Below are 19123 nucleotides of genomic sequence, written 5' to 3'. Positions count from 1 at the left end.
ACGTCGAGGATGCTGGACAGGAAGCCGCGGCGGGCATCGGGCGAGTACTCGGCGACGAAGGTGGTGGCGCCGGCGTACTCGCCGCCGGTCGAGAAGCCCTGCACCAGGCGACAGGCGATCAGCAGGGCGAAGGCCCAGTTGCCGATCGTGGCGCTGGTGGGCAGCATGCCGATGGCCGCGGTGGCCACCGACATCATGATCATGGTGATGGCGAGCACCTTCTGCCGGCCGATCTTGTCACCGAGTGGCCCGAAGACGAGTCCACCGATGGGGCGGGCGATGAAGCTGACCGCAAAACCGGCCAGCACGACCACCATGCGCCACTGCTCGGGCACATTGGGCACGAACAGCACGGCCATGGTGGCGGTGAGACATCCATAGATGCCGAAGTCGTATCACTCCATCGCATTGCCCACCAGGGCGCCGGCGATGGCCTTCTTCATCGGTTGCTTCTCCACCACCGTCACGTGATCAACTTCAAGCCTGCGACGGCGGGGGCGACGAATGTGTCGCCGGAGTCGTGATGGGGCCATGAATCTCTCCTCAAGGGCATTGAAGGCCGCAAAAACCCTCCAACCCCACACCCGCACTGGGCCCAGTGTCCATTTCATCGCTGCTTGTCATGGCCACATCGACGCTCTGATGGGCGTCTGAGCAGTGGGTTCAGCGCAGAGTGAACCCGAGATGCGAGGAGCCCGTCGTTGTGCTCTCGACGGGCTCCTCGGCTGCCCCGCTCACTGCGGGGACGGTGATGAATTGGGTCAGTGGCGGGCGGCATTCTTCGGCAGGTCCTTGCGCAACTCCGGGGGCAGCGCGAAGGTCAGCGACTCCTCGATCAGGCGCTCCTCGACTGCCTTGGGGTAGCCCTTGCCCTCGAGCAGTTCGAGCACCCCGTCGACGAGTTCCTCGGGCACCGAGGCACCGCTGGTGACGCCGATGCGGTCGGCACCCTCCAGCCAGGACTCGTCGATCTCGGAGGCGCAGTCCACGCGGTAGGCGGCCTTTGCCCCGGCCTCCAGCGCCACCTCGACCAGGCGCACCGAGTTGGAGGAGTTCTGCGAGCCGACCACGATCACCAGGTCGGAATGGGCGGCGATCTGCTTGACGGCCAGCTGGCGGTTCTGCGTGGCGTAGCAGATGTCGTCGCTGGGCGGGCTCTGCAGCAGCGGGAACTTGGTGCGCAGCCGATCGACGGTCTGCATCGTCTCGTCGACGCTGAGCGTGGTCTGGCTGAGCCACACCACGGGCTCGTCGGTGGGCAGCTCGACGGACTCCACGTCGTCGGGGTGCTGCACCAGCGTCATGTGCTCGGGCGCCTCGCCCATGGTGCCCTCCACCTCCTCGTGGCCGGCGTGGCCGATCAGCACGATCGGGATGTCCTGCTTGGCGAAGCGCTTGGCCTCGTGGTGCACCTTGGTGACCAGCGGGCAGGTGGCGTCGATGGTCTTGAGCTGGCGCTCGGCAGCCTCCGAGTGCACCATCGGGCTGACCCCATGTGCGCTGAAGACCACGGTGGCACCCTCGGGCACCTCCGACAGCTCCTCGACGAAGATCGCGCCCCGCTTCTCCAGCGTCTCCACAACGTGCTTGTTGTGCACGATCTGCTTGCGCACGTAGACGGGGGCGCCGTAGCTGTCCAGCGCCTTCTCCACGGTGATGACGGCACGGTCGACTCCGGCGCAGTAGCCGCGCGGGGCGGCGACGACGACATGCTTGGCAGATTCGCTCATGCCCCCAGTCTATGAGCTGACTCCCAGAGCCCGCTGTGGGGCGACGGTGCCCCCACCGCGCACGTCCAAAGCCCACCCCGCACGCGCACCAGCCACCCAAACCCCGACTCCGCACGTCCAAGACCGACGGGGCACTTGCTCCATCGCCGGCACAGTCAGCTTTCGACGTGCCCAGTGCGACGGAGGGGCCGGACGCAGGACGCGCACAACCCACCCCCGCGCCGCCACCGGCACCGGCACCGGCACCGGCACCGGCACCGGAGAACTGTCACAGCCACCCCCTAGGCTCGTGGTCATGGCGATGCAGAGCTCACCGGATACCCCCAAGGCACTGGGCGAGGTGGTGCGCGCGGTCAAGGGATGGGTGGAGCGCTGCGGCCAGGTGTGGGTGCAGGCGCAGGTGATCGAGATGCGCCGCACGCGTGGTGCCACGCAGTTCCTCACCCTGCGCGACGTGAACGATGAGGTCTCTGCCTCGGTCACCATCTCCTCGGCCGTCCTCGACTCCGCCGGCCCGCTCTCGCAGGGCATGACCGTCTCGGCCCTGGTGCGGCCGACGGTGTGGGCCAAGAGCGGACGTCTCAGCTTCGAGTGTGCCGAACTGCGCATCGCCGGCGAGGGCCAGCTGCTGGCCATGCTGGAACAACGCAAGCGCCTGTTGCAGGCCGAGGGCCTGTTCGCCCCCGAACGCAAGAAGCGGCTGCCCTTCATGCCGCGCGTGATCGGCGTGGTCACCGGGCAGAACACGGCTGCGGAGAAGGACGTTGTCACCAACATCCTGGGCCGCTGGCCTGCGGCGCGCCTCGACGTGCGCCATGCGCTGGTGCAGGGCCCCAAGGCGGCGGCCGAGGTGATGCAGCAACTGGCCGTCCTCGACTCCGACCCGCTGGTGGACGTCATCATCATCGCGCGTGGCGGCGGCTCCCTGGAGGACCTGTTGCCCTTCAGCGACGAGGGCCTGGTGCGGGCCGTTGCGGCGGCGCGAACCCCGGTGGTGACGGCGATCGGGCACGAGCCGGACACTCCGATCGTCGACTTGGCCGCAGACCTGCGGGCCTCCACCCCCACCGACGCCGCCAAGCGCGTGGTGCCCGATGCCCGGGAGGAGTCAGAGCGGGTGCAGCAGGCGCTGGCCCGGATCCGCCAGGCGATCGTCGCCAAGGTCGGCCAGGAGCAGCAGCAGCTCACCCAGCTGACCAGCCGGCCGGTCATGCGCGACCCGGGCGGCAGCCTCGAGGTGCACGACGAGCGGCTCCAGATGCTGCGGATGCGGCTGGAACGGGCGGCCGAGCAAACCGTCACGCAGCACCAGACCTCCCTGGCCCACGACCTGAGCCGGGTGCGGGCAATGAGCCCGAAGGCAACGCTTGAGCGCGGCTACGCCATCCTGGCCGACGGCGAGGGCAACTCGGTCACCTCCATCGCCGAGGTGGACCTGGACGACGACGTGATGGCCTACCTGTCCGACGGCAAGCTGACCCTGTCGATCACCGGCATCGACGACCCCACAGGAAACCTGAGCGCCACCATGGACGACTTCGGCTTCGACGACCCCGATGAGAACTGAGGACCCCGATGAGCGAGAACCAGAATCCCGACCAGACGCCCTCGATGGGCTATGAACAGGCCCGCGAGGAGCTGGCCGAGGTGGTGCGCAAACTCGAGTCCGGCGGCGTCCCCCTGGCTGACTCCATGGCGCTGTGGGAGCGCGGTGAGCTGCTGGCAGGCATCTGCCAGCAGTGGCTCGACGGCGCCAAGGCACGCATCGACGCGGCGCGGGCCAGGGCCGAGCAGCCCCGTCAGGCTGAATGACCCCGTCAGGCTGAATGACTCCGTCAGACTGAATGACTCCGTCAGACTGAATGACTCTGGGAGCATGGCCAGGGATTCCCATTCCCGCAGTGCGAGCGCACGCCGAACAGATCCGGGGTGGGAGGCTGGACACATGCCAGATCTTGGGCGGATATCCCCAGCACTCCGTACTGTCATTCCCAGCCACTGACGGCCCAGCGACCAGGAGTGTGATGGCACCATGACGAGTCCACAAGCAGATGAAGCAAAGACGGTGGTGAGCCTGCTCAGCCGTTCCGCGATCCGGCTGGATGCCACGGCCCAGGGATGGGAGGACGCCATCCGACAGGCCGGCGCGCTGCTGGAGGCCGAGGGAGTAGCCACCGGCGACTACACCCAGGCGATGGTCGACAGCGTCCACACCAACGGCCCCTACATCGTCCTGGCACCAGGCTTCGCCTTCGCCCACTCCCGCCCCTCCGAGGCCGTGAAGCGCACGGGTCTGTCCTGGTTGCGGCTGGCCGAGCCCGTGGAGTTCGGGCACAAGCGCAATGACCCGGTGGAGCTCGTCGTGGCCATGGCTGCGGCCGACACCACCGAGCACCAGGACGCCATGGCCCAGCTCGCGAAGGTGGTCAGCAGCAAGCAGACCATGGAGCGGCTGCGCACCGCGCCCGATGCCGAGGCGGTGCTGGACATCCTGCGCGAGGTCACCGCACCCAAGAAGGCGCCCGCCACCCCGGCCGCCACACCGGCACCCACCCCGACGACCAGCCAGCGCAGCACCTCGGGGCCGCCCCTCACCAAGGACCACATCATGACGGTCTGCGGCAACGGCGTGGGCACCAGCCTCTTCCTCAAGAACACCCTCGAGGGCGTTCTCGGCAAGTGGGGATGGGGTCCCTACATCACGGTGGAGGCCACCGATACCGTCTCGGCCAAGGGCAAGGCCAAGGAGTGCGACCTGATCATGACCTCCGGCGAGATCGGCAAGACCCTCGGTGACCTGGGAGTGCCCATGGTCATCATCGAGAACTTCACCAGCGAGCAGGAGATCGACGCCGCCCTGCGCGAGGTCTACGACATTTGATCCTCGCCGCGTGCGAGCCCGAGAAAGGTCCACCCATGAATTTCGTGATGGCGTTCGCCCAGTTCTTGGTGAACGAGATCCTCAGCGTGCCGGCATTCCTGATCGGCATCATCACCGCAGTCGGCCTCGCCGCCATGCGCCGCAGCCGCGGGCAGATGGTCGGCAGTGCCCTCAAGGCGACGCTCGGCTTCCTGCTGATCGGCGCCGGCGCCGGGCTGGTGGTCAGCTCGCTGGCCCCGCTCGGCATCATGATCCAAGGTGCCACCGGTGCCCACGGCGTGATCCCCACGAATGAGGCGATCGCCGGCATCGCCCAGGCGCAGTACGGCGGCATGGTGAGCTGGCTGATGATCCTCGGCTTCCTGCTCAGCCTCGTCCTGGCCCGCTTCACTCCCCTGCACTACGTCTTCCTCACCGGCCACCACATGCTCTTCATGGCCACCATGCTCACCATCGTGCTGGCCAGCGCCGGCTATGGTGCGCCGATCGTGGTCAGCGTCGGCGGCCTGCTGCTGGCCATCCTGATGGTCAGCCTCCCGGCGCTGAGCCAGCCGTGGACCCGCCAGATCACCGGCGACGACTCCATCGCCATCGGCCACTTCGGCACCGCCGGCTACATCGCCTCCGGCGCGGTCGGCAAGGCCGTGGGCAAGAAGAGCCGTTCCACCGAGGAGATGAACCTGCCGGAGTCACTGCGCTTCCTGCGCGACTCGATGGTCTCGACCGCCCTGTCGATGGTGCTGATGTACCTGGTGCTGGCCGTGCTCTTCCTGGCCCGCGCCGGACGGGACGCTGCCTACAAGTCCTTCGACGGTGGCGCCCTCAACGTCGGCAACTACCTGATGAAGTCGGTCACCCAGGGCCTGCAATTCGGCGTGGCCGTCGCGGTGATCCTGTTCGGCGTGCGCACCATCCTCGGTGAGCTCGTGCCCGCCTTCCAGGGCATCGCAGCCAAGGTGGTGCCCGGCGCCATCCCCGCCCTCGACGCCCCGATCGTCTTCCCCTACGCCCAGAACGCCGTGCTGGTCGGTTTCATGTCGAGCTTCGTCGGCGGCCTGACCGCCCTGGCACTGCAGAGCGCCTGGCTCAGCCCCTCCTTCGGCATGGCGCTGATCCTGCCCGGTCTGGTTCCGCACTTCTTCACCGGCGGTGCCGCGGGTGTCTACGGCAATGCCACCGGTGGTCGTCGCGGAGCGATCCTGGGCGCCTTCACCAATGGCCTGCTGATCACCTTCCTGCCCGCCGTGCTGCTGGGCGTGCTGGGCAGCTTCGGTGATGCCAACACCACCTTCGGTGATGCCGACTTCGGCTGGTTCGGCGCCCTCGTGGGCAGCGCGGCCAAGCTCGGTTCCGTCGCCGGGATCCTCGCCATGCTGGCCGTCGGTGCCATGCTGATGGCCGTGGCCATCCTGGTGCAGAAGAAGCTGGTCGAGACCGGGTGGGTCCCTGCCCCGTACCGGATGGCGGCGAAGCAGCCCGTCGACGCCAGCCAGGCCCGCCCGGCCGCCGCCACGGGCAGCTACCCGAAGATCGCGCCCCCGAAGGGCGCACCGACACCGCCCGATTCCATCTGAGACGGGGCGTGGTCAAAGAAGCAACGCGGGGTGTGAGGCTTTCCCTCACACCCCGCCTCGTGTTCGTATGGTCCGAGGTGGTCGAGGCGGGCCGCCGACACCGCCCGGCCCTGGCAGCCCTCAGCCGAAGCTACCGACGAAGGCCTCGACGCCTTCGTAGGGAAGGTCCGCGCAGGCCACCGTCGTGGACGGCTTGCTGGCCGCGTCGCCGTCCTTGCCGGTGACACTGACCAGGCAGCGGCTACGTTCGTCCTCGCTCAGGTAGCGGGTCCAGGTGCGGCCCTGGACGGTGCTGGTGCCCTCCTCGATGCCGCCGCGGGTGATGTCGCGCACGAAACCCGGCTGCGTGGCGCCGGGGCGCTGCTTCACCTCGTGGTAGACGTCGCCGGGCGCGAGGAAGCCGAGCTGCAGCTCATTGCCGTGGAAGCGCGCCCGCACAGGCTTCCACGAGTCGGGAAGAGCGGTGGGGGCCATCACCTGGTAGGGCGCCGACTTGCGCGCCTCGGCCACCACCGGCCCCCACTGCGCCACCGGCACCTCCGGCTCGTCGGGGGTGTGGGTGAACAGGGCATAGATCAGCACGCAGGGCACCATGATCACGGCAAGGGACATGATCATGTCGAAGACGGCAGCTCGCGGGTTACGCACCCGCGCATCCTACGCGAGCCGCGCGCGCACCACCTCAGATCCCATGAGGACGGCGGGTTGCTGTGGTCGTGTGGGCCAGGGCCCAGAAGTGCAGATTCGTGGATCATCTCCGAGATTGGGCTGATGGATGCCGACATGCAATCGGCGGCCCCGGTGTTCACAGAGCACACGACGATTGTCTTGGACGTGCATGCCCGCTCGGTGCGGGCAGCGGGACGTCGGGATCGCGGCGGTGGCCCACGAGGCTGCCCGGATGCTGCGCATGGACGAGCTGACCGCGGTGCGTGTTCCCACGATCGCGCAGGAATCGGCTCGTGAGTTGATGCCTGCCCGGGCAACGAACAGGCGCCCCCGCGCAACCAGCACGGGCGCGCCTGACCTGCCAGTGACAGGAAGGACCTACATGTCAGTCGACCACGCTCGAGACCCCCGACGGAATGCCGAAGGCCTCGGCCAGGCCGATCAGGCGACGGGCCCGGGCACGCTTGGGGGTGTCCGAGGCGCTGCGGATCTCGCCACCGTGGGCGTCGAAGTCCGCCAGGAAACCCGTGGCCCACTCGATGTCCTCGGCCGAGGGCGAGAGCACCTCGTTGACGATCGGGCACTGCTCCGGCAGCAGGCAGATCTTGCCGCGCATGCCGAACTTCTGCGTCACGTCGGCCGAGGCGGCCAGCTTGGCACCCATCGCGCCGACGGCCGGACCGTCGATGGGGCCGGGCAGGGTGGCGGCGCGCGAGGCCACCGTCAGCTGGGTACGGATCGGGGCCAGGGCCACGATGTCGTCGCCGATGCCGGTGTCGCGACGGAAGTCCCCCAGCCCGAAGGCGATCCGGAAGGTGGAGCGCGACTGGGCGATGCGGTCGACCAGCATCATGCCGCGGGCAGTCTCCACCATCGCCACCACCAGCTTCTGCGAGCCCAGGCGCTCAGCGGTCTTCTGCACGTGCTCGCTGGTCTCGACCATCGCCAGCATCACGCCACGCATCTTCTCGTGCGGGGCGAGCGCGTCACAGTCGGCCTCCCACCAGGTGGTGCCGAAGCCGTTGATGCGCACCCAGGCCTCGCCGCCGCGCTCGAAGAAGGCCACCACATTGGCGCGTGCCTCCTCCTTGCGGGCCGGGGGCACCGAGTCCTCGATGTCGAGCACCACCACGTCAGCCTCGCTCTCGACGGCCGCGTCGAAGTCCTCGGGATGCAGGGCGTTGACGAGCAACCAGCTGCGCGCCAGGTCGGGTCCGATACGGGTGGGGCGCGGGGCCATGGGTCCTCCTGGGGGCTGTTCGCCGTGGACTTCCACGGCGAGGATTCACATTGTGCCGTGTGGAATGAGGTGTCGTGGCATTTCTCGCCTCAGATTCCGTCCTCGAGCATCTCGGTGACCAGCGCCGCGATCGGCGAGCGTTCCGAGCGGGTCAGGGTGACGTGGGCGAACAGCGGATTGCCCTTGAGCTTCTCCACCACCGCGGCGATCCCGTCATGACGTCCCACCCGCAGGTTGTCGCGCTGGGCGACATCGTGGGTGAGCACCACCCGTGAGTTCTGCCCGATGCGGCTCAGCACGGTCAGCAGCACATTGCGCTCCAGGCTCTGGGCCTCGTCGACGATCACGAAGGCGTCGTGCAGGCTGCGTCCGCGGATGTGAGTCAGCGGCAGCACCTCGAGCATGTCCTGGGCGAGCACCTCGTCGATGACGTACTTGTTGGTCACCGCCCCGAGGGTGTCGAAGACGGCCTGGCCCCAGGGCGACATCTTTTCGTTCTCGGTGCCGGGCAGGTAGCCCAGGTCCTGGCCGCCGACGGCGTAGAGCGGCCGGAAGACCACCACCTTGCGGTGCAGGCGACGCTCCAGCACCGCCTCCAGCCCGGCGCACAGGGCCAGGGCGCTCTTGCCGGTGCCGGCCCTGCCACCCAGCGAGACGATGCCGACCTCGGGGTCCAGGAGCAGGTCCAGGGCGATGCGCTGCTCGGCGGAACGGCCACGCACTCCGAAGGCCTCCCGGTCACTGCGCACCAGGCGCACGCTTCCGTCGGGGAGGACCCTCCCCAGGGCGCTGGCGCCACTGTCGGCGTGCAGCACCAGGCCGGTGTTGACGGGCAGCCCCTGTGCTTGGGGCATGGATGCGTGCCCGTGCTCGTAGAGCGAGTCCACCTGGGCGTCGTGGACGTCGAGCTCGCGCACGCCGGTCCAGCCGGACTCGACGGCCATCTCGGCGCGGTACTCCTGCGCTTGCAGGCCCACCACCGAGGCCTTGACGCGCATCGGCAGGTCCTTGCTGACCACCACCACCTCGTGGCCCTCGCTGGCCAGGTTGAGGGCCACGGCCAGGATGCGGGAGTCGTTGTCGCCGAGGCGGAAGCCGGGCGGCAGCAGCTGCGGGGCGGCGTGGTTCAGCTCGATGTGCAGGGTGCCGCCGTCGTCGTTGACCGGGACGGGTGTGTCGAGCTGGCCATGGCTGATGCGCAGGTCGTCGAGCAGGCGCAGCGCGGTGCGGGCGAAGTAGCCCAGCTCCGGGTGGTGGCGTTTTCCTTCCAGCTCCGTGATCACCACGATCGGCAGCACCACGTGGTGCTCGTCGAAGCGGGTGAGCGAGCGAGGATCGCTCAGCAGTACGGAGGTGTCGACCACATAGCTCTTGCGGCCAGGAGAGGTCTCGTTGCCGGTCGTCGGGGCGTCCATGCCTGCCACGCTAGGGCGCGCCCGTGCGCGGGGGCCGGTCGATCGGCGCCGCTTCACCGAGTGTTCACTGCCCCGTCAGCGCCCGGACGCCGACCACCGCGTCCACAAACCACATCGTGGGGAGCCTTCGCTGCAGCATCGGCATCATCGACCACCCACGATGTGGTTTGTGGACAGCCCCCGCAGTAGCCCTGTCCCCCCAACCTCGTGACAATCCGGCACCCGGTCTGGAAGCGGGGCTGAGGGAGCCGGATATGACGACCGCCTGGCTGGGTTTCGCCAGGGCCTTGGAGTGGCACCCAATTCGTTCCATCACGGCGGGCAGGCAGGGGGTCCGCCGTGCAGGAGCTACAGGTGGAACCATGAGCACCACCATCCACACCTACAGCGCGACCAGCCTCGACTGGGAGACTGCCTTCTCGCAGGACCCGTCGGCCCACATCCAGTTGCCGTGCACGACCACGGGGCTACAGGCAGCCCTGACCGTCCTCGAGGCCGATCTCAGCCAGCTGGTGGTCACCAGCGCCGGCCACGCCGACGGCCGCGAGTGCGGCTGCGAGTGCGGCTGCGACCGGGCCCACCACACCAACGGCATCCACAGCCCCTGGAGCTGACCGAGGTCGTGTCCACCCGCACCCCTCGTAGAGTGGATGGCATGCCCACGCTGCCCGCACACCTGCGCCTGCCCACCAGCCCCGTCGCACCCGCCGAGTCGGTGGTGACCAGCGGCAATGCCCGCTTCACCGTGCTGACCGAGCGCCTGGTGCGCATCGAGTGGTCGCCCAGCGGAAGCTTCGAGGACCGCGCCACCCAGGTGGTGCTGCACCGCGACCTGCCCACGCCCCGTTTCCGCGTGCACCGCGACGGGGAGCGCACCCAGATCTTCACCAGCGCCTTCCACCTGGACCACAGCGGCGGCGAGTTCACCCCGCAGACGCTCAAGGTGCAGGAGCTGACCGGCGGCTACCACTCCGTCTGGCGCCCCGGCGAGGAGCCGGACAGCAAGTTCGCCGGCTTCGTCGGCATCCCCACCCAGCTGGGCGGCACCGCCCGCACCTTGGACGCGGTCGACGGCGCCACCGAGGTGGAGCCGGGTCTGGCCAACACGCTGGGCGTGGCGAGCCTGGACGACAGCTCCTCGCTGGCCCTCGACGATCAGGGTTGGGTGGCCCAGCGCGAGACGGGCGCCGTCGACGTCTACGTCTTCGCCCACGGCCATGACTTCGCCGATGCCGTGCGCGACTTCTACCGGATCACCGGCCCGCAGCCGGTGCTGCCCCGCCACGCCCTGGGCAACTGGTGGAGCCGATACCACGCCTACACCCAGGAGGAGTACCAGCAGCTCATCGAGCGATTCGAGGCCGAGCGGCTTCCCTTCAGCGTCGCCGTGGTGGACATGGACTGGCACCTGACCGAGATCGACCCGCGCTTCGGGGCTGGCTGGACGGGCTACACGTGGAACCGCAATCTCTTTCCCGACCACGTCGGTTTCCTGTCCTGGCTGCACGATCGCGGGCTGAAGGTGAGCCTGAACGTGCATCCTGCCGAGGGCATCCGCGCCTACGAGCAGGCCTATCCGGCGATGGCCGAGGCGCTGGGCATCGACCCGGCCAGCGAGCTGCCGGCCTCCTTCGACTTCGCCGATCCCGCCTTCATCCGGGCCTACTTCGAGCACGTGCACCATCCGATGGAGGACGAGGGCGTCGACTTCTGGTGGCTGGACTGGCAGCAGGGCAGCAATTCGCGCATCCCCGGGCTGGACCCGTTGTGGATGCTGAACCACCTGCACTTCCTCGACTCGGGCCGCGACGGTCGTCGCCCGCTGACCTTCAGCCGCTATGCCGGGCCGGGCTCGCACCGCTACCCGGTGGGCTTCAGCGGCGACACGGTGATCAGTTGGGAGTCGCTGGACTTCCAGCCCTGGTTCACCTCGACGGCCTCGAACATTGGTTACGACTGGTGGAGCCACGACATCGGCGGGCACATGTTCGGCACCAAGGACGACGAGCTGGCCACCCGCTGGGTGCAGTTCGGGGTCTTCTCCCCCGTCAACCGGCTGCACGCCTCCAATGGCGTGTTCAGCGGCAAGGAGCCGTGGCGCTTCAATCCCGTCGCGGAGCAGGTGATGGGTGACTTCCTGCGGCTTCGCCACCGGATGGTGCCGTGGCTGTTCACGGAGAACCTCGTCGGGTCGCAGGAGCTGCGCCCGCTGGTGCGCCCGGTCTACTGGAGCGATCCGGAGCGGATCGAGGCCTATGCCGCCCGCAACCAGTACTGGTTCGGACGCGACCTGCTGGTGGCGCCGATCACCTGCCCCGTGGAGCAGCAGAGCCAGTACGCGCCGGTGACGACCTGGCTTCCGGCCGGGCGGTGGGTGGACCTGTTCACGGGCCTGGCCTACACCGGAGGCCGCGCCGTGACGATGCATCGGCCGATCAGCCAGATCCCGGTGATGGCCCGCGCGGGCGCGATCATCCCGCTGACCGGTGTGGACTGGCTGCGGGTGGAGCTGCCCGAGAGCCTGGAGCTGCGGATCGTCGCGGGGGCCGATGGCCGCTATGAGCTGGTGGAGGACGACGACCGTAGCGGCGGCCGCCAGGCGCGCACCGTCTTCGAGTACACCCAGTCGACGGGTGAGGTTCGCATCCATGGTGCCACCGGCGACGTGGAGCTGGTGCCGGCACATCGCCGCTACCGGCTGGTGCTGGTGGGGGCCGGGGTCGACCAGGTGGTCGAGCTGGGTGAGGTGGGCACCGAGACCGGTGCCCGGGCCGTCTTCGAGGGCGCGCGAGAGGCCGACAACCGCGTCGACGAACGGGCCCTGGCCTTCCTCGACCAGGCACAGATGCCGATCTTCACCAAGGAGAGGGTCCGTCAGCTGCTCATGGAGCACCCTGGCGTGGGGGCCAGGGTGGCGACGCTGGCCGAGATGGAGCTGGCCTCCGACGTGGCGGCGGTGCTTCGGGAGCTCCTGCTCGCCCTGGAGTGATCCGGCCTGGAGTGATCCGGCCTGGAATGATCCGGGCAGCTCCTGCCGGGGAACGGACGAGGACCCGTCGGCCGTGCCGGCGGGCCCTCCGTTCCCAGCGTCCGACCGATCCCCCGATGCGGTCCCACGGCTTGGGATGGCACTTCCCCCGAAGTGCCTCTACCACCGGGTTCCCCCGAACCTGCGGCGCTGTGTCCATCATGCGCGCTGTGAAATGTGAACACGAGTTGAAGTCGAGAATCCGACATTCGGTCAGGATCAGCTCAGGTTCAAGGGTCAATTTGTCACCCGTTCAGGGGACAGCAGCCTCACCAACTGACCAGGGAGCCTGCGTCCAGCTCGCCGTCGGGCCACACGGCCCGCACGATGCCGGCGGCAGCCAGCGCCTTGCGGCAGCCGGGGCAGGGTTCGTCGGTGATGTAGGCGCTCGCGCCCTTGGTGTCCCTGGTGCTGAACAGCAGGGCGTTGACCTCGGCGTGGATGGCGATGCAGAAGCCGGGCGTGCCGGGACGGTCGTAGTCGCCCAGGCCGGGCACCTGGTCGTAGGAGAGCTGGCCGCGCGGGCAGGCCCCCTCCAGGCAGTCGGGGTGGCCGGGGGCGGCCCCGTTGTAGCCGGTGGCGATGATGCGCTTGTCGATCACCAGCACCGCACCGACCCTCCGCCGCGTGCACTTGGCGCGGGCGGCGACGGCCGTGGCGATTCCGAGGAAGTACTCGTCCCACCCTGGCACGATGGCGGCGGCCTGTTCTTTCATGGGCTCATCCTAGGGATTCCCCGCAGCCGGGGGGCACCGGGAACCGCCGAGGGAGGCGTGGCATCACGGTCATCGCAGCTCAGTTGAGCCCGAAGTCGTAGTCGTCGTAGGAGCGGGGATCCTCGATGGGCTCGGCATGGATCATCACGTGCAGGTCCTCGAACTCTACCTGTAGCGCCTCGGTGATGTCCTCCACCAGGTCGTGCGCCTGCTGCACGCTCCACGCGCCGGGCACCAGCAGGTGCATGTCCATGTAGCGGCGGTTGCCCGACTCGCGGGTGCGCACCCCGTGGAACATGACGTGGTCGGCGGTGAATCCCTCCAGGATCTCGCGGATGCGGTTGTTCTCCGCCTTGGGCAGGCTGACGTCCATCAGTCCCATGCCCGATTCGTGCATCAGTTTGGCGCCGGTGAACAGGATGTTGATGCCGACGGCCATGGCCACGATCGCGTCCAGCCGCGGCCACTTGGTGAGCCAGACCAGCGCGACGCCCAGCACCACGCCCACCGAGGTCCACACGTCGGTGAGCAGGTGCTTGCCGTCGGCGGTCAACGTCATGGAGCGGTACTTCCGTCCGGCGCGCAGCAACACCCAGGCGACCCCGCCGTTGAGGATGGAGGCCAGCACCGAGACCAGCAGGCCGATCCCGACATTCTCCAGCGGCTGGGGCTCCATGAAGCGCTGCACAGCAGTGAGGATGATGACGCCAGCGGCCACGAAGATCATGGCGCCCTCAGCGGCGGCCGAGAAGTACTCGGCCTTGGAGTGGCCGAAGTTGTGGTTGCGGTCCGGCGGCTTGATCGCCAGGCGCAGCGCCATCAGGGCGATGATGGCGGCGGCCAGGTTCACCAGCGACTCTGCCGCGTCCGAGAGCAGGCCGACCGAGCCGGTGACCTGCCAGGCGAAGGCCTTGAGTGTGATCGTCGCCAGGGCGGCCGCGATCGACAGCCAGGCGAAACGGGTGAGGTCCACGGGGGCACTGGTCCGGGGAGCGGGGGGCGGACTCAACTGTTCTTGCACGACACCATTGTCCCCCACCCTTTCTGGCATCCGCCCAGAGCGGCGGCCCGTGGCGCTGGCTGGCGGCGAACTAGGCTGGGGGCATGGCACGTTCGGTCTGGCAGTCACTGGGACGGCCCCTCGGCCCGCCCACCCAGGACAGGCAGGGGCTGGTGCTCTCGGGCGGCGGCTCCAAGGCAAGCTTCCAGCTGGGCGCGCTGCGCTATCTCTACCAGCACGCGGACCTCGCCCCGACGGTGGTGGTCGGCACCTCCGCGGGCTCCATCCTGGCCGCGCTGCTGGCCCAGAGCGACGATCCCCGCGAGCAGGTGGAACTGGTGGCGCAGCTCGAGGAGCTGTGGCTGGGGATGCGCCGCCAGGGCGACATGTTCACCGAGCGGGCGTGGTTTCGCCGCTTCCGGGCGCGCGGTCCCGAGATCCAGGCACTGCTGCAGCGCGAACGCGAGGCGCGGCGCAGCACCCCGCGCAGCCTGCCGAAGCTGCCCCTGCCCTTCACCCGCGGCGTCCAGCTGGCGCCCGAGGACGAGCCACAGGAGGAGTTGGCCGAGCCTGGCAACCCCGAGGAGGCCCAGGAGGAGCTGACTGGGCAGATGCAGACGCTGGCGATGGCCACCAGCGACCCGCTCGTCGAGACCCCCGAGCTCAGCCCCACGCAGGTGGTGACGCTGCTGGCAGGTCTGAGTCGGCTGCGCGGCGTCGGCAATGACCTGGCCTTCATCCTCACCGGCGCCGAGAAGACGCGCTCGATGTACATTCCGGGCCCGATCCTGCGCGAGTTGCTGGGCGAGGGCGGCCTGTTCGACTCCTCGCGGGTGCCCGGATCAGGCATGACGCTGCGCATCGCGGTGGTGGGGCTGGAGAGCGGTGAGCTGCGCTTCATGCGCGAGGACGGCCGCCTGGTGGACCGCGACGACATCCCGGTGCCCGGCGAGCCGCACGACATCTCGCGTGGGGTGCTGGCCTCCTGCTCCATCCCGACCGTCTTCACCCCGGTGGCGATCGACGACGAGAACTACGTCGACGGTGGGGTGCGCGAGAACCTGCCCGCCGAGATGGCGATGGGGCCGCTGGACTGCACCACCACCTGGGTGGTCACCTGCAATGCGCCCTCGATCGCGCCGAGCGAGTCCTTCGCGACCAAGGACTTGTTCTCGATCATGCTGCGCGCCACCGAGATCCAGTCCGACGAGACCGAGCGTGACGAGGCGACCCTGGCGCGTCGTCACGGTGCGCTGGTGGTGGAGCCGGAGTTCGACGTGCACGATGCGCTGACGATCGATCCGGGCCTGTTGCGGATCTTTCGCGACTACGGCTGGATGCGTGCCGCCGAGGTGCACCTGGGGGCGACGACGGCCGAGGTGGCATTGGGGCGCAGCATCATCACCGCCCGGCGCCGGATCTGGGAGCTGGAGCGCACCTACCTCAGTGAGCAGGGCCAGCACGACGAACGCGAGCTGTTGCTACTGGCCCGTCTCAAGTACGACCTGCGCGACCAGGTGCCGAGGGTTCGCGACCAGATCAGGCCCGAGGGGGCGGAGTCGTGGTGGCGCGAGTGGGAGGGCCATGCGGTGCCGGTGGAGATGGACCCGCCCTGGCTGGTCTGAGCACCGCGTCCACTGCCGGAAGGCCTGAGCCGGACGGTCCGGGGGTGCGCCCGGGCGCGCCCGGGTGCGGCCTGGCCGCTCGGGGCGGCTATCCTTGTCGGGTTGCCCCTATAGCTCAGTTGGCAGAGCAGTGGACTTTTAATCCATGGGTCGTGGGTTCGATCCCCACTGGGGGTACGCAGAAGGGCTCCAAGGTTCTCCTCGGAGCCCTTCTGGTGTTCCCGGGTATTGCTGAGGCCCAGCGGGGTTCAGGCGGTCACGACGCGCCGGGTGCTCCACCGGTGCAGCAGGGCGGACAGGACCACCACAGCCAGTCCGGCGAGCAGCCATGGCCAGGGGCTGGCGTCCATCACGCACTCGTAGGCCACGCGCTGGCAGTCGAAGCCGGGGCCGCGACGGTTGAGCCAGGCCAGCGCGAACATCATGGCGGCGGGGCCTACGAGCAGGCCCCAAAGCCCATTGCCGCGGGTCAGCAGCAGGGCAGCCAACCCGACGAGCATGCCGGCCGGCACGATCACCAGTCCCCAGCTGAGCGGGGAGAAGCCGGCCAGGGCGACGATGGCGCCGGACAGTGCCCACAGGCTGAAGGCGGGCCAGTCGCGGATCTTCGCGCGGGGGGCGGTGAGCAGGTGGGGACGCGCAGGACTCGAACCGGTCATGTGCGAATCCTAGGCAGGTCGGTCTTGTGCGCGTGCAGCACCCCCTTGGTTCTGCACCGGACGGCCTGGGTCACGCCGCTAGGCTCGGCCCATGCAGGGATTCCTTGTGGTGCTCGGGGTGGGGCTGGTCCTGTTCGCGCTGGCGGCACTGGCCGACCGACGCTCGGCACGACGGGCCCAGCAGGTGGTGGGTCTTCCTCCGGCGCGGACCGTCGCCCCGGCCCGTTCGGAGCCTGATGAGGAGCAGCGTCGCGCCCTGGAGCTCTTCCGTGCCGAGCAGCCCAGCCTGGCCCTGGGGCTGGCCGATGCGTCGATGGCCACCTGGCGCTCCCCCGACTGCTTGGAACTGGCCGATGCGGCGGTGCTCTGCTGCCCCGAGGGGATCGGTTCCCAGCGCGAGCTGCTGAATGCCCGCATCGCGGCCCGCGCCCTGTCGCGGTCGTTGCTGGTGGCGCTCACCTCGATCCCGGACGACGAGCTGGCCCTGCTGTGCGCCACCCCGGGGCTGACGATGCCGGTACTGGTGGGCGACGAGGACGCCTGCCGGCAGCTGGCCGAGCTGGCAGGGGCGACACCGATCGGGCGCGGCGACCTGCAGGCCGGCTTGGCAGGCCGGGCGCTTGGTCACGTGGCGCGGCTTGTCGCCGACGAGACCGCGTGCTGGGTGCTCAACCCTCAACCCCAAGGGTGAAGCTCAACTTTCGGTTCACCCACCCTTGAGGGTTCTGGCGAGGTTCCTCCTGAGGACTTCTGGAGGTTCCGGCACAGGTCTGGGTAAAGCCCTCGGCTCAATCTATGCCTAAACACATATTCCTTAGTGGCGACCTGATGAAATGGTGGCGACAGCGACACCGGCAGACGCTTCGGAATGCTGACCTTTCCCCTTCCTGAAAAGGCACTTGGGCATTTCTTGGCGATCTGTCAACCCTCGAGGGCGCTTTGACCCACTCCATGACGCCGGCCCTAGTGTCCACCTCATCGGGGCGACACCGGCCAACGACGTGGGGAAGCGTCAGGGCAGGTGTCGCCCTTCTTGTCTCAACGCGGCTGGGGAAGAGCCGCGTCGGAAGGAAAACCACAGTGTCTGTCCTGCGCCTTGCCAGGGTGGCCTCGGCTTCGGCCGTGACCGCCAGCATGCTCCTTGGTGGCACCCAGTTGGTGGTGGGCCAGATGGCCCAGGCCAAGAATTCGATCATGACGGCCTCGGTTGGCCTCAACGTCCGCTCCGGTCCGGGCCTGGACCATCCGGTGATTGGCGGACTTGCCCGCGGCGAGACCGTCACCGTCACCGGCCCCTCGGCCAAGGGCTGGGCCCCGGTGCTGTACCAGGGCCGCCGCGCCTTCGTCGCCGCCCAGTACCTCAGCGGCGTGCGCGGCACTGCGACCGTCGCTGCCTCCGGATCGCGGTCCCAGGCCCGCACCCTGGCCGGTGTGAATGTCCGGACCGGTGCCGGGATCGACAATCCCGTGGTCACCACCCTGCCCCGGGGCACCACCGTCACCCTCACCGGACGCACCCAGGGCGACTGGAGCCAGATCAAACTGAACGGGCGCTCCCTGTGGGTGAACAATGCCTGGATCACGGGCGGGGCGGCCGCCACCCGCCCGGTGAGCACGGCCGCCGTCACCTCGCGGGCCCGCGCCACGACCGCCCTGATGATCCGCACCAGCGCAGGCAGCGACTTCCGCAGCCTGGGCGACATCCCCAAGGGAAGCCTGCTCGACCTGACCGGGGTGAAGAGGAACGGCGTCTCGCAGATCCTGTGGCAGGGCCAGCTGCGCTGGGTGAACTCCCACTTCCTGACACCGGTGGGTGGCACCTCCGGGGCTCCCGCACCCAAGGTGCCGGGCACCATCGGCTCGCGCTGGACGACGACGAAGCTCGCGATCCGTCCCTCCTCTGTCGGGCCCGCTACCTCTACGAGGTGCCCGCCGGCACCCGCTTGGAGGTGACGGGCAGGGTGCGCAATGGCCGCGCCGAGGTGATCGTCCGCGGCGCCTCGCGCTGGGTGACCGCCATGTACCTGACCAGCCGCGGTGCCACCGGACAGGGCGGCGCTGCCTACGCGGTCGGCGGCAACCTGGACACGGGCGGTTCGTCGGGCCTGAACTCCCTGACCTCGACGGCCAAGGGAATCGTCGGCTTCGCCCGCGCCCGCTACCCGCAGGTGCGCACCATCTACGGAGTGCGGCCCGATCCCCTGCCCGACCATCCGAACGGCCACGCGGTGGACCTGATGATCCCCAACTACCGGTCCAACCGGGCGTTGGGGACGCAGATTGCCACTGACCTGCAGGCCAATGCCGGACGGCTCGGCGTGAAGTACATCATCTGGCGCCAGCACATCTGGTCGGTGAGCCGCGCGAACGAGGGCTGGCGCCCGATGGCCGACCGTGGCGGTGACACCGTCAACCACCACGACCACGTGCACGTGACCGTCCACTGAGCCACGGTCAGCGCGGACGCGGTTTTGAGCAGCGCCCGAAGGCCACTAGACTTGCCCGGTCGGGTCCCCATCGTCTAGCGGCCCAGGACACCGCCCTTTCAAGGCGGCAGCGCGGGTTCGAATCCCGTTGGGGATACCA

General features: G+C 68.9%; 19 protein-coding genes and 2 tRNA genes. 12 read left to right on the top strand and 9 right to left on the bottom strand.

Annotated elements, in window-relative coordinates; all coding sequences use genetic code 11:
* From ACHFFZ_RS08540 to ACHFFZ_RS08530, 3 genes are all read right to left on the bottom strand, one after another.
* Positions 1-359, bottom strand: a 359-nt coding sequence (locus tag ACHFFZ_RS08540; protein WP_394276218.1) for an MFS transporter, incomplete at its 3' end; no start/stop codon positions are given.
* 36 nt (positions 360-395) lie between these two features.
* A complete protein-coding gene (locus tag ACHFFZ_RS08535; protein ID WP_394276217.1) occupies positions 396-533 on the bottom strand; it encodes a hypothetical protein in 138 nt (45 codons plus the stop codon).
* Between the two features lie 228 nt (positions 534-761).
* The gene (locus tag ACHFFZ_RS08530) at positions 762-1730 is read right to left on the bottom strand and encodes a 4-hydroxy-3-methylbut-2-enyl diphosphate reductase (protein ID WP_394276216.1); all 969 of its coding nucleotides are present in this window, start codon (positions 1728-1730) and stop codon (positions 762-764) included.
* A gap of 295 nt (positions 1731-2025) precedes the next feature.
* Here ACHFFZ_RS08530 and xseA point away from each other — a divergent pair, with 295 nt between their 5' ends.
* From xseA to ACHFFZ_RS08510, 4 genes are all read left to right on the top strand, one after another.
* Positions 2026-3297, top strand: a complete 1272-nt coding sequence (xseA, locus tag ACHFFZ_RS08525) for an exodeoxyribonuclease VII large subunit (RefSeq protein ID WP_394276215.1) — start codon at positions 2026-2028, stop codon at positions 3295-3297.
* 8 nt (positions 3298-3305) lie between these two features.
* Positions 3306-3542: an exodeoxyribonuclease VII small subunit gene (locus ACHFFZ_RS08520; RefSeq protein ID WP_394276214.1), complete on the top strand. Its 237-nt coding sequence runs from the start codon at positions 3306-3308 to the stop codon at positions 3540-3542.
* 220 nt (positions 3543-3762) lie between these two features.
* A complete protein-coding gene (locus ACHFFZ_RS08515; protein WP_394276213.1) occupies positions 3763-4611 on the top strand; it encodes a PTS sugar transporter subunit IIA in 849 nt (282 codons plus the stop codon).
* 35 nt (positions 4612-4646) lie between these two features.
* Positions 4647-6185: a PTS ascorbate transporter subunit IIC gene (locus ACHFFZ_RS08510; RefSeq protein ID WP_394276212.1), complete on the top strand. Its 1539-nt coding sequence runs from the start codon at positions 4647-4649 to the stop codon at positions 6183-6185.
* Between the two features lie 120 nt (positions 6186-6305).
* Here ACHFFZ_RS08510 and ACHFFZ_RS08505 read toward each other — a convergent pair whose 3' ends face one another.
* From ACHFFZ_RS08505 to ACHFFZ_RS08495, 3 genes are all read right to left on the bottom strand, one after another.
* Complete coding sequence (locus ACHFFZ_RS08505) at positions 6306-6833, bottom strand: DUF4245 domain-containing protein (protein ID WP_394276211.1); 528 nt, start codon at positions 6831-6833, stop codon at positions 6306-6308.
* Between the two features lie 406 nt (positions 6834-7239).
* The gene (locus ACHFFZ_RS08500; RefSeq protein WP_394276210.1) at positions 7240-8094 is read right to left on the bottom strand and encodes an HpcH/HpaI aldolase/citrate lyase family protein; all 855 of its coding nucleotides are present in this window, start codon (positions 8092-8094) and stop codon (positions 7240-7242) included.
* An 89-nt stretch (positions 8095-8183) separates the two neighbouring features.
* On the bottom strand, positions 8184-9509 hold the full coding sequence (locus tag ACHFFZ_RS08495) for a PhoH family protein (RefSeq protein ID WP_394276209.1): 1326 nt from the start codon (positions 9507-9509) through the stop codon (positions 8184-8186).
* A 362-nt stretch (positions 9510-9871) separates the two neighbouring features.
* Here ACHFFZ_RS08495 and ACHFFZ_RS08490 point away from each other — a divergent pair, with 362 nt between their 5' ends.
* On the top strand, positions 9872-10123 hold the full coding sequence (locus tag ACHFFZ_RS08490) for a hypothetical protein (RefSeq protein WP_394276208.1): 252 nt from the start codon (positions 9872-9874) through the stop codon (positions 10121-10123).
* A gap of 41 nt (positions 10124-10164) precedes the next feature.
* The gene (locus ACHFFZ_RS08485) at positions 10165-12498 is read left to right on the top strand and encodes a TIM-barrel domain-containing protein (RefSeq protein WP_394276207.1); all 2334 of its coding nucleotides are present in this window, start codon (positions 10165-10167) and stop codon (positions 12496-12498) included.
* 308 nt (positions 12499-12806) lie between these two features.
* Here ACHFFZ_RS08485 and ACHFFZ_RS08480 read toward each other — a convergent pair whose 3' ends face one another.
* Complete coding sequence (locus tag ACHFFZ_RS08480; RefSeq protein WP_394276206.1) at positions 12807-13253, bottom strand: deoxycytidylate deaminase; 447 nt, start codon at positions 13251-13253, stop codon at positions 12807-12809.
* A 79-nt stretch (positions 13254-13332) separates the two neighbouring features.
* Complete coding sequence (locus ACHFFZ_RS08475) at positions 13333-14304, bottom strand: cation diffusion facilitator family transporter (protein WP_394276205.1); 972 nt, start codon at positions 14302-14304, stop codon at positions 13333-13335.
* Positions 14305-14357: 53 nt separating this feature from the next.
* On the opposite strand from ACHFFZ_RS08475, the gene ACHFFZ_RS08470 reads away from it, so the two are divergent.
* Both ACHFFZ_RS08470 and ACHFFZ_RS08465 read left to right on the top strand, forming a co-directional pair.
* Positions 14358-15878 carry a patatin-like phospholipase family protein gene (locus tag ACHFFZ_RS08470; RefSeq protein WP_394276204.1) on the top strand — a complete coding sequence of 507 codons (1521 nt, stop codon included), beginning with the start codon at positions 14358-14360 and terminating at the stop codon, positions 15876-15878.
* Positions 15879-15982: 104 nt separating this feature from the next.
* Positions 15983-16055, top strand: a tRNA-Lys gene (locus ACHFFZ_RS08465).
* A 71-nt stretch (positions 16056-16126) separates the two neighbouring features.
* Here the strand turns inward: ACHFFZ_RS08465 and ACHFFZ_RS08460 are convergent.
* Positions 16127-16537, bottom strand: coding sequence for a hypothetical protein (locus ACHFFZ_RS08460; RefSeq protein WP_394276203.1), 411 nt, complete (start codon positions 16535-16537; stop codon positions 16127-16129).
* A 91-nt stretch (positions 16538-16628) separates the two neighbouring features.
* On the opposite strand from ACHFFZ_RS08460, the gene ACHFFZ_RS08455 reads away from it, so the two are divergent.
* From ACHFFZ_RS08455 to ACHFFZ_RS08440, 4 genes are all read left to right on the top strand, one after another.
* Positions 16629-17228, top strand: a complete 600-nt coding sequence (locus tag ACHFFZ_RS08455; RefSeq protein WP_394276202.1) for a hypothetical protein — start codon at positions 16629-16631, stop codon at positions 17226-17228.
* Positions 17229-17659: 431 nt separating this feature from the next.
* Positions 17660-18490 carry an SH3 domain-containing protein gene (locus tag ACHFFZ_RS08450; protein ID WP_394276201.1) on the top strand — a complete coding sequence of 277 codons (831 nt, stop codon included), beginning with the start codon at positions 17660-17662 and terminating at the stop codon, positions 18488-18490.
* Positions 18463-18984, top strand: coding sequence for a hypothetical protein (locus tag ACHFFZ_RS08445; protein WP_394276200.1), 522 nt, complete (start codon positions 18463-18465; stop codon positions 18982-18984). Before ACHFFZ_RS08450 ends, ACHFFZ_RS08445 begins: the two co-directional genes overlap by 28 nt.
* Before the next feature lie 63 nt (positions 18985-19047).
* Positions 19048-19123: transfer RNA gene (locus ACHFFZ_RS08440), tRNA-Glu, on the top strand.

The sequence above is a fragment of the Luteococcus sp. genome, assembly GCF_043424415.1.
Lineage (GTDB): Bacteria > Actinomycetota > Actinomycetes > Propionibacteriales > Propionibacteriaceae > Luteococcus.
Note: the sequence above shows the minus strand (reverse complement) of the source record. Positions and strands in the feature narration are given on the sequence as shown.

Excerpts from the sequence above, each read along its gene's own strand:
- xseA (WP_394276215.1), top strand. The coding sequence starts at position 2,026 with ATGGCGATGCAGAGCTCACCGGATACCCCCAAGGCACTGGGCGAGGTG.
- ACHFFZ_RS08535 (WP_394276217.1), bottom strand. The coding sequence starts at position 533 with ATGGCCCCATCACGACTCCGGCGACACATTCGTCGCCCCCGCCGTCGC.
- ACHFFZ_RS08455 (WP_394276202.1), top strand. The coding sequence starts at position 16,629 with ATGCAGGGATTCCTTGTGGTGCTCGGGGTGGGGCTGGTCCTGTTCGCG.
- ACHFFZ_RS08460 (WP_394276203.1), bottom strand. The coding sequence starts at position 16,537 with ATGACCGGTTCGAGTCCTGCGCGTCCCCACCTGCTCACCGCCCCCCGC.
- ACHFFZ_RS08500 (WP_394276210.1), bottom strand. The coding sequence starts at position 8,094 with ATGGCCCCGCGCCCCACCCGTATCGGACCCGACCTGGCGCGCAGCTGG.
- ACHFFZ_RS08480 (WP_394276206.1), bottom strand. The coding sequence starts at position 13,253 with ATGAAAGAACAGGCCGCCGCCATCGTGCCAGGGTGGGACGAGTACTTC.
- ACHFFZ_RS08485 (WP_394276207.1), top strand. The coding sequence starts at position 10,165 with ATGCCCACGCTGCCCGCACACCTGCGCCTGCCCACCAGCCCCGTCGCA.
- ACHFFZ_RS08515 (WP_394276213.1), top strand. The coding sequence starts at position 3,763 with ATGACGAGTCCACAAGCAGATGAAGCAAAGACGGTGGTGAGCCTGCTC.
- ACHFFZ_RS08470 (WP_394276204.1), top strand. The coding sequence starts at position 14,358 with ATGGCACGTTCGGTCTGGCAGTCACTGGGACGGCCCCTCGGCCCGCCC.
- ACHFFZ_RS08530 (WP_394276216.1), bottom strand. The coding sequence starts at position 1,730 with ATGAGCGAATCTGCCAAGCATGTCGTCGTCGCCGCCCCGCGCGGCTAC.
- ACHFFZ_RS08490 (WP_394276208.1), top strand. The coding sequence starts at position 9,872 with ATGAGCACCACCATCCACACCTACAGCGCGACCAGCCTCGACTGGGAG.
- ACHFFZ_RS08475 (WP_394276205.1), bottom strand. The coding sequence starts at position 14,304 with ATGCCAGAAAGGGTGGGGGACAATGGTGTCGTGCAAGAACAGTTGAGT.
- ACHFFZ_RS08495 (WP_394276209.1), bottom strand. The coding sequence starts at position 9,509 with ATGGACGCCCCGACGACCGGCAACGAGACCTCTCCTGGCCGCAAGAGC.
- ACHFFZ_RS08520 (WP_394276214.1), top strand. The coding sequence starts at position 3,306 with ATGAGCGAGAACCAGAATCCCGACCAGACGCCCTCGATGGGCTATGAA.
- ACHFFZ_RS08510 (WP_394276212.1), top strand. The coding sequence starts at position 4,647 with ATGAATTTCGTGATGGCGTTCGCCCAGTTCTTGGTGAACGAGATCCTC.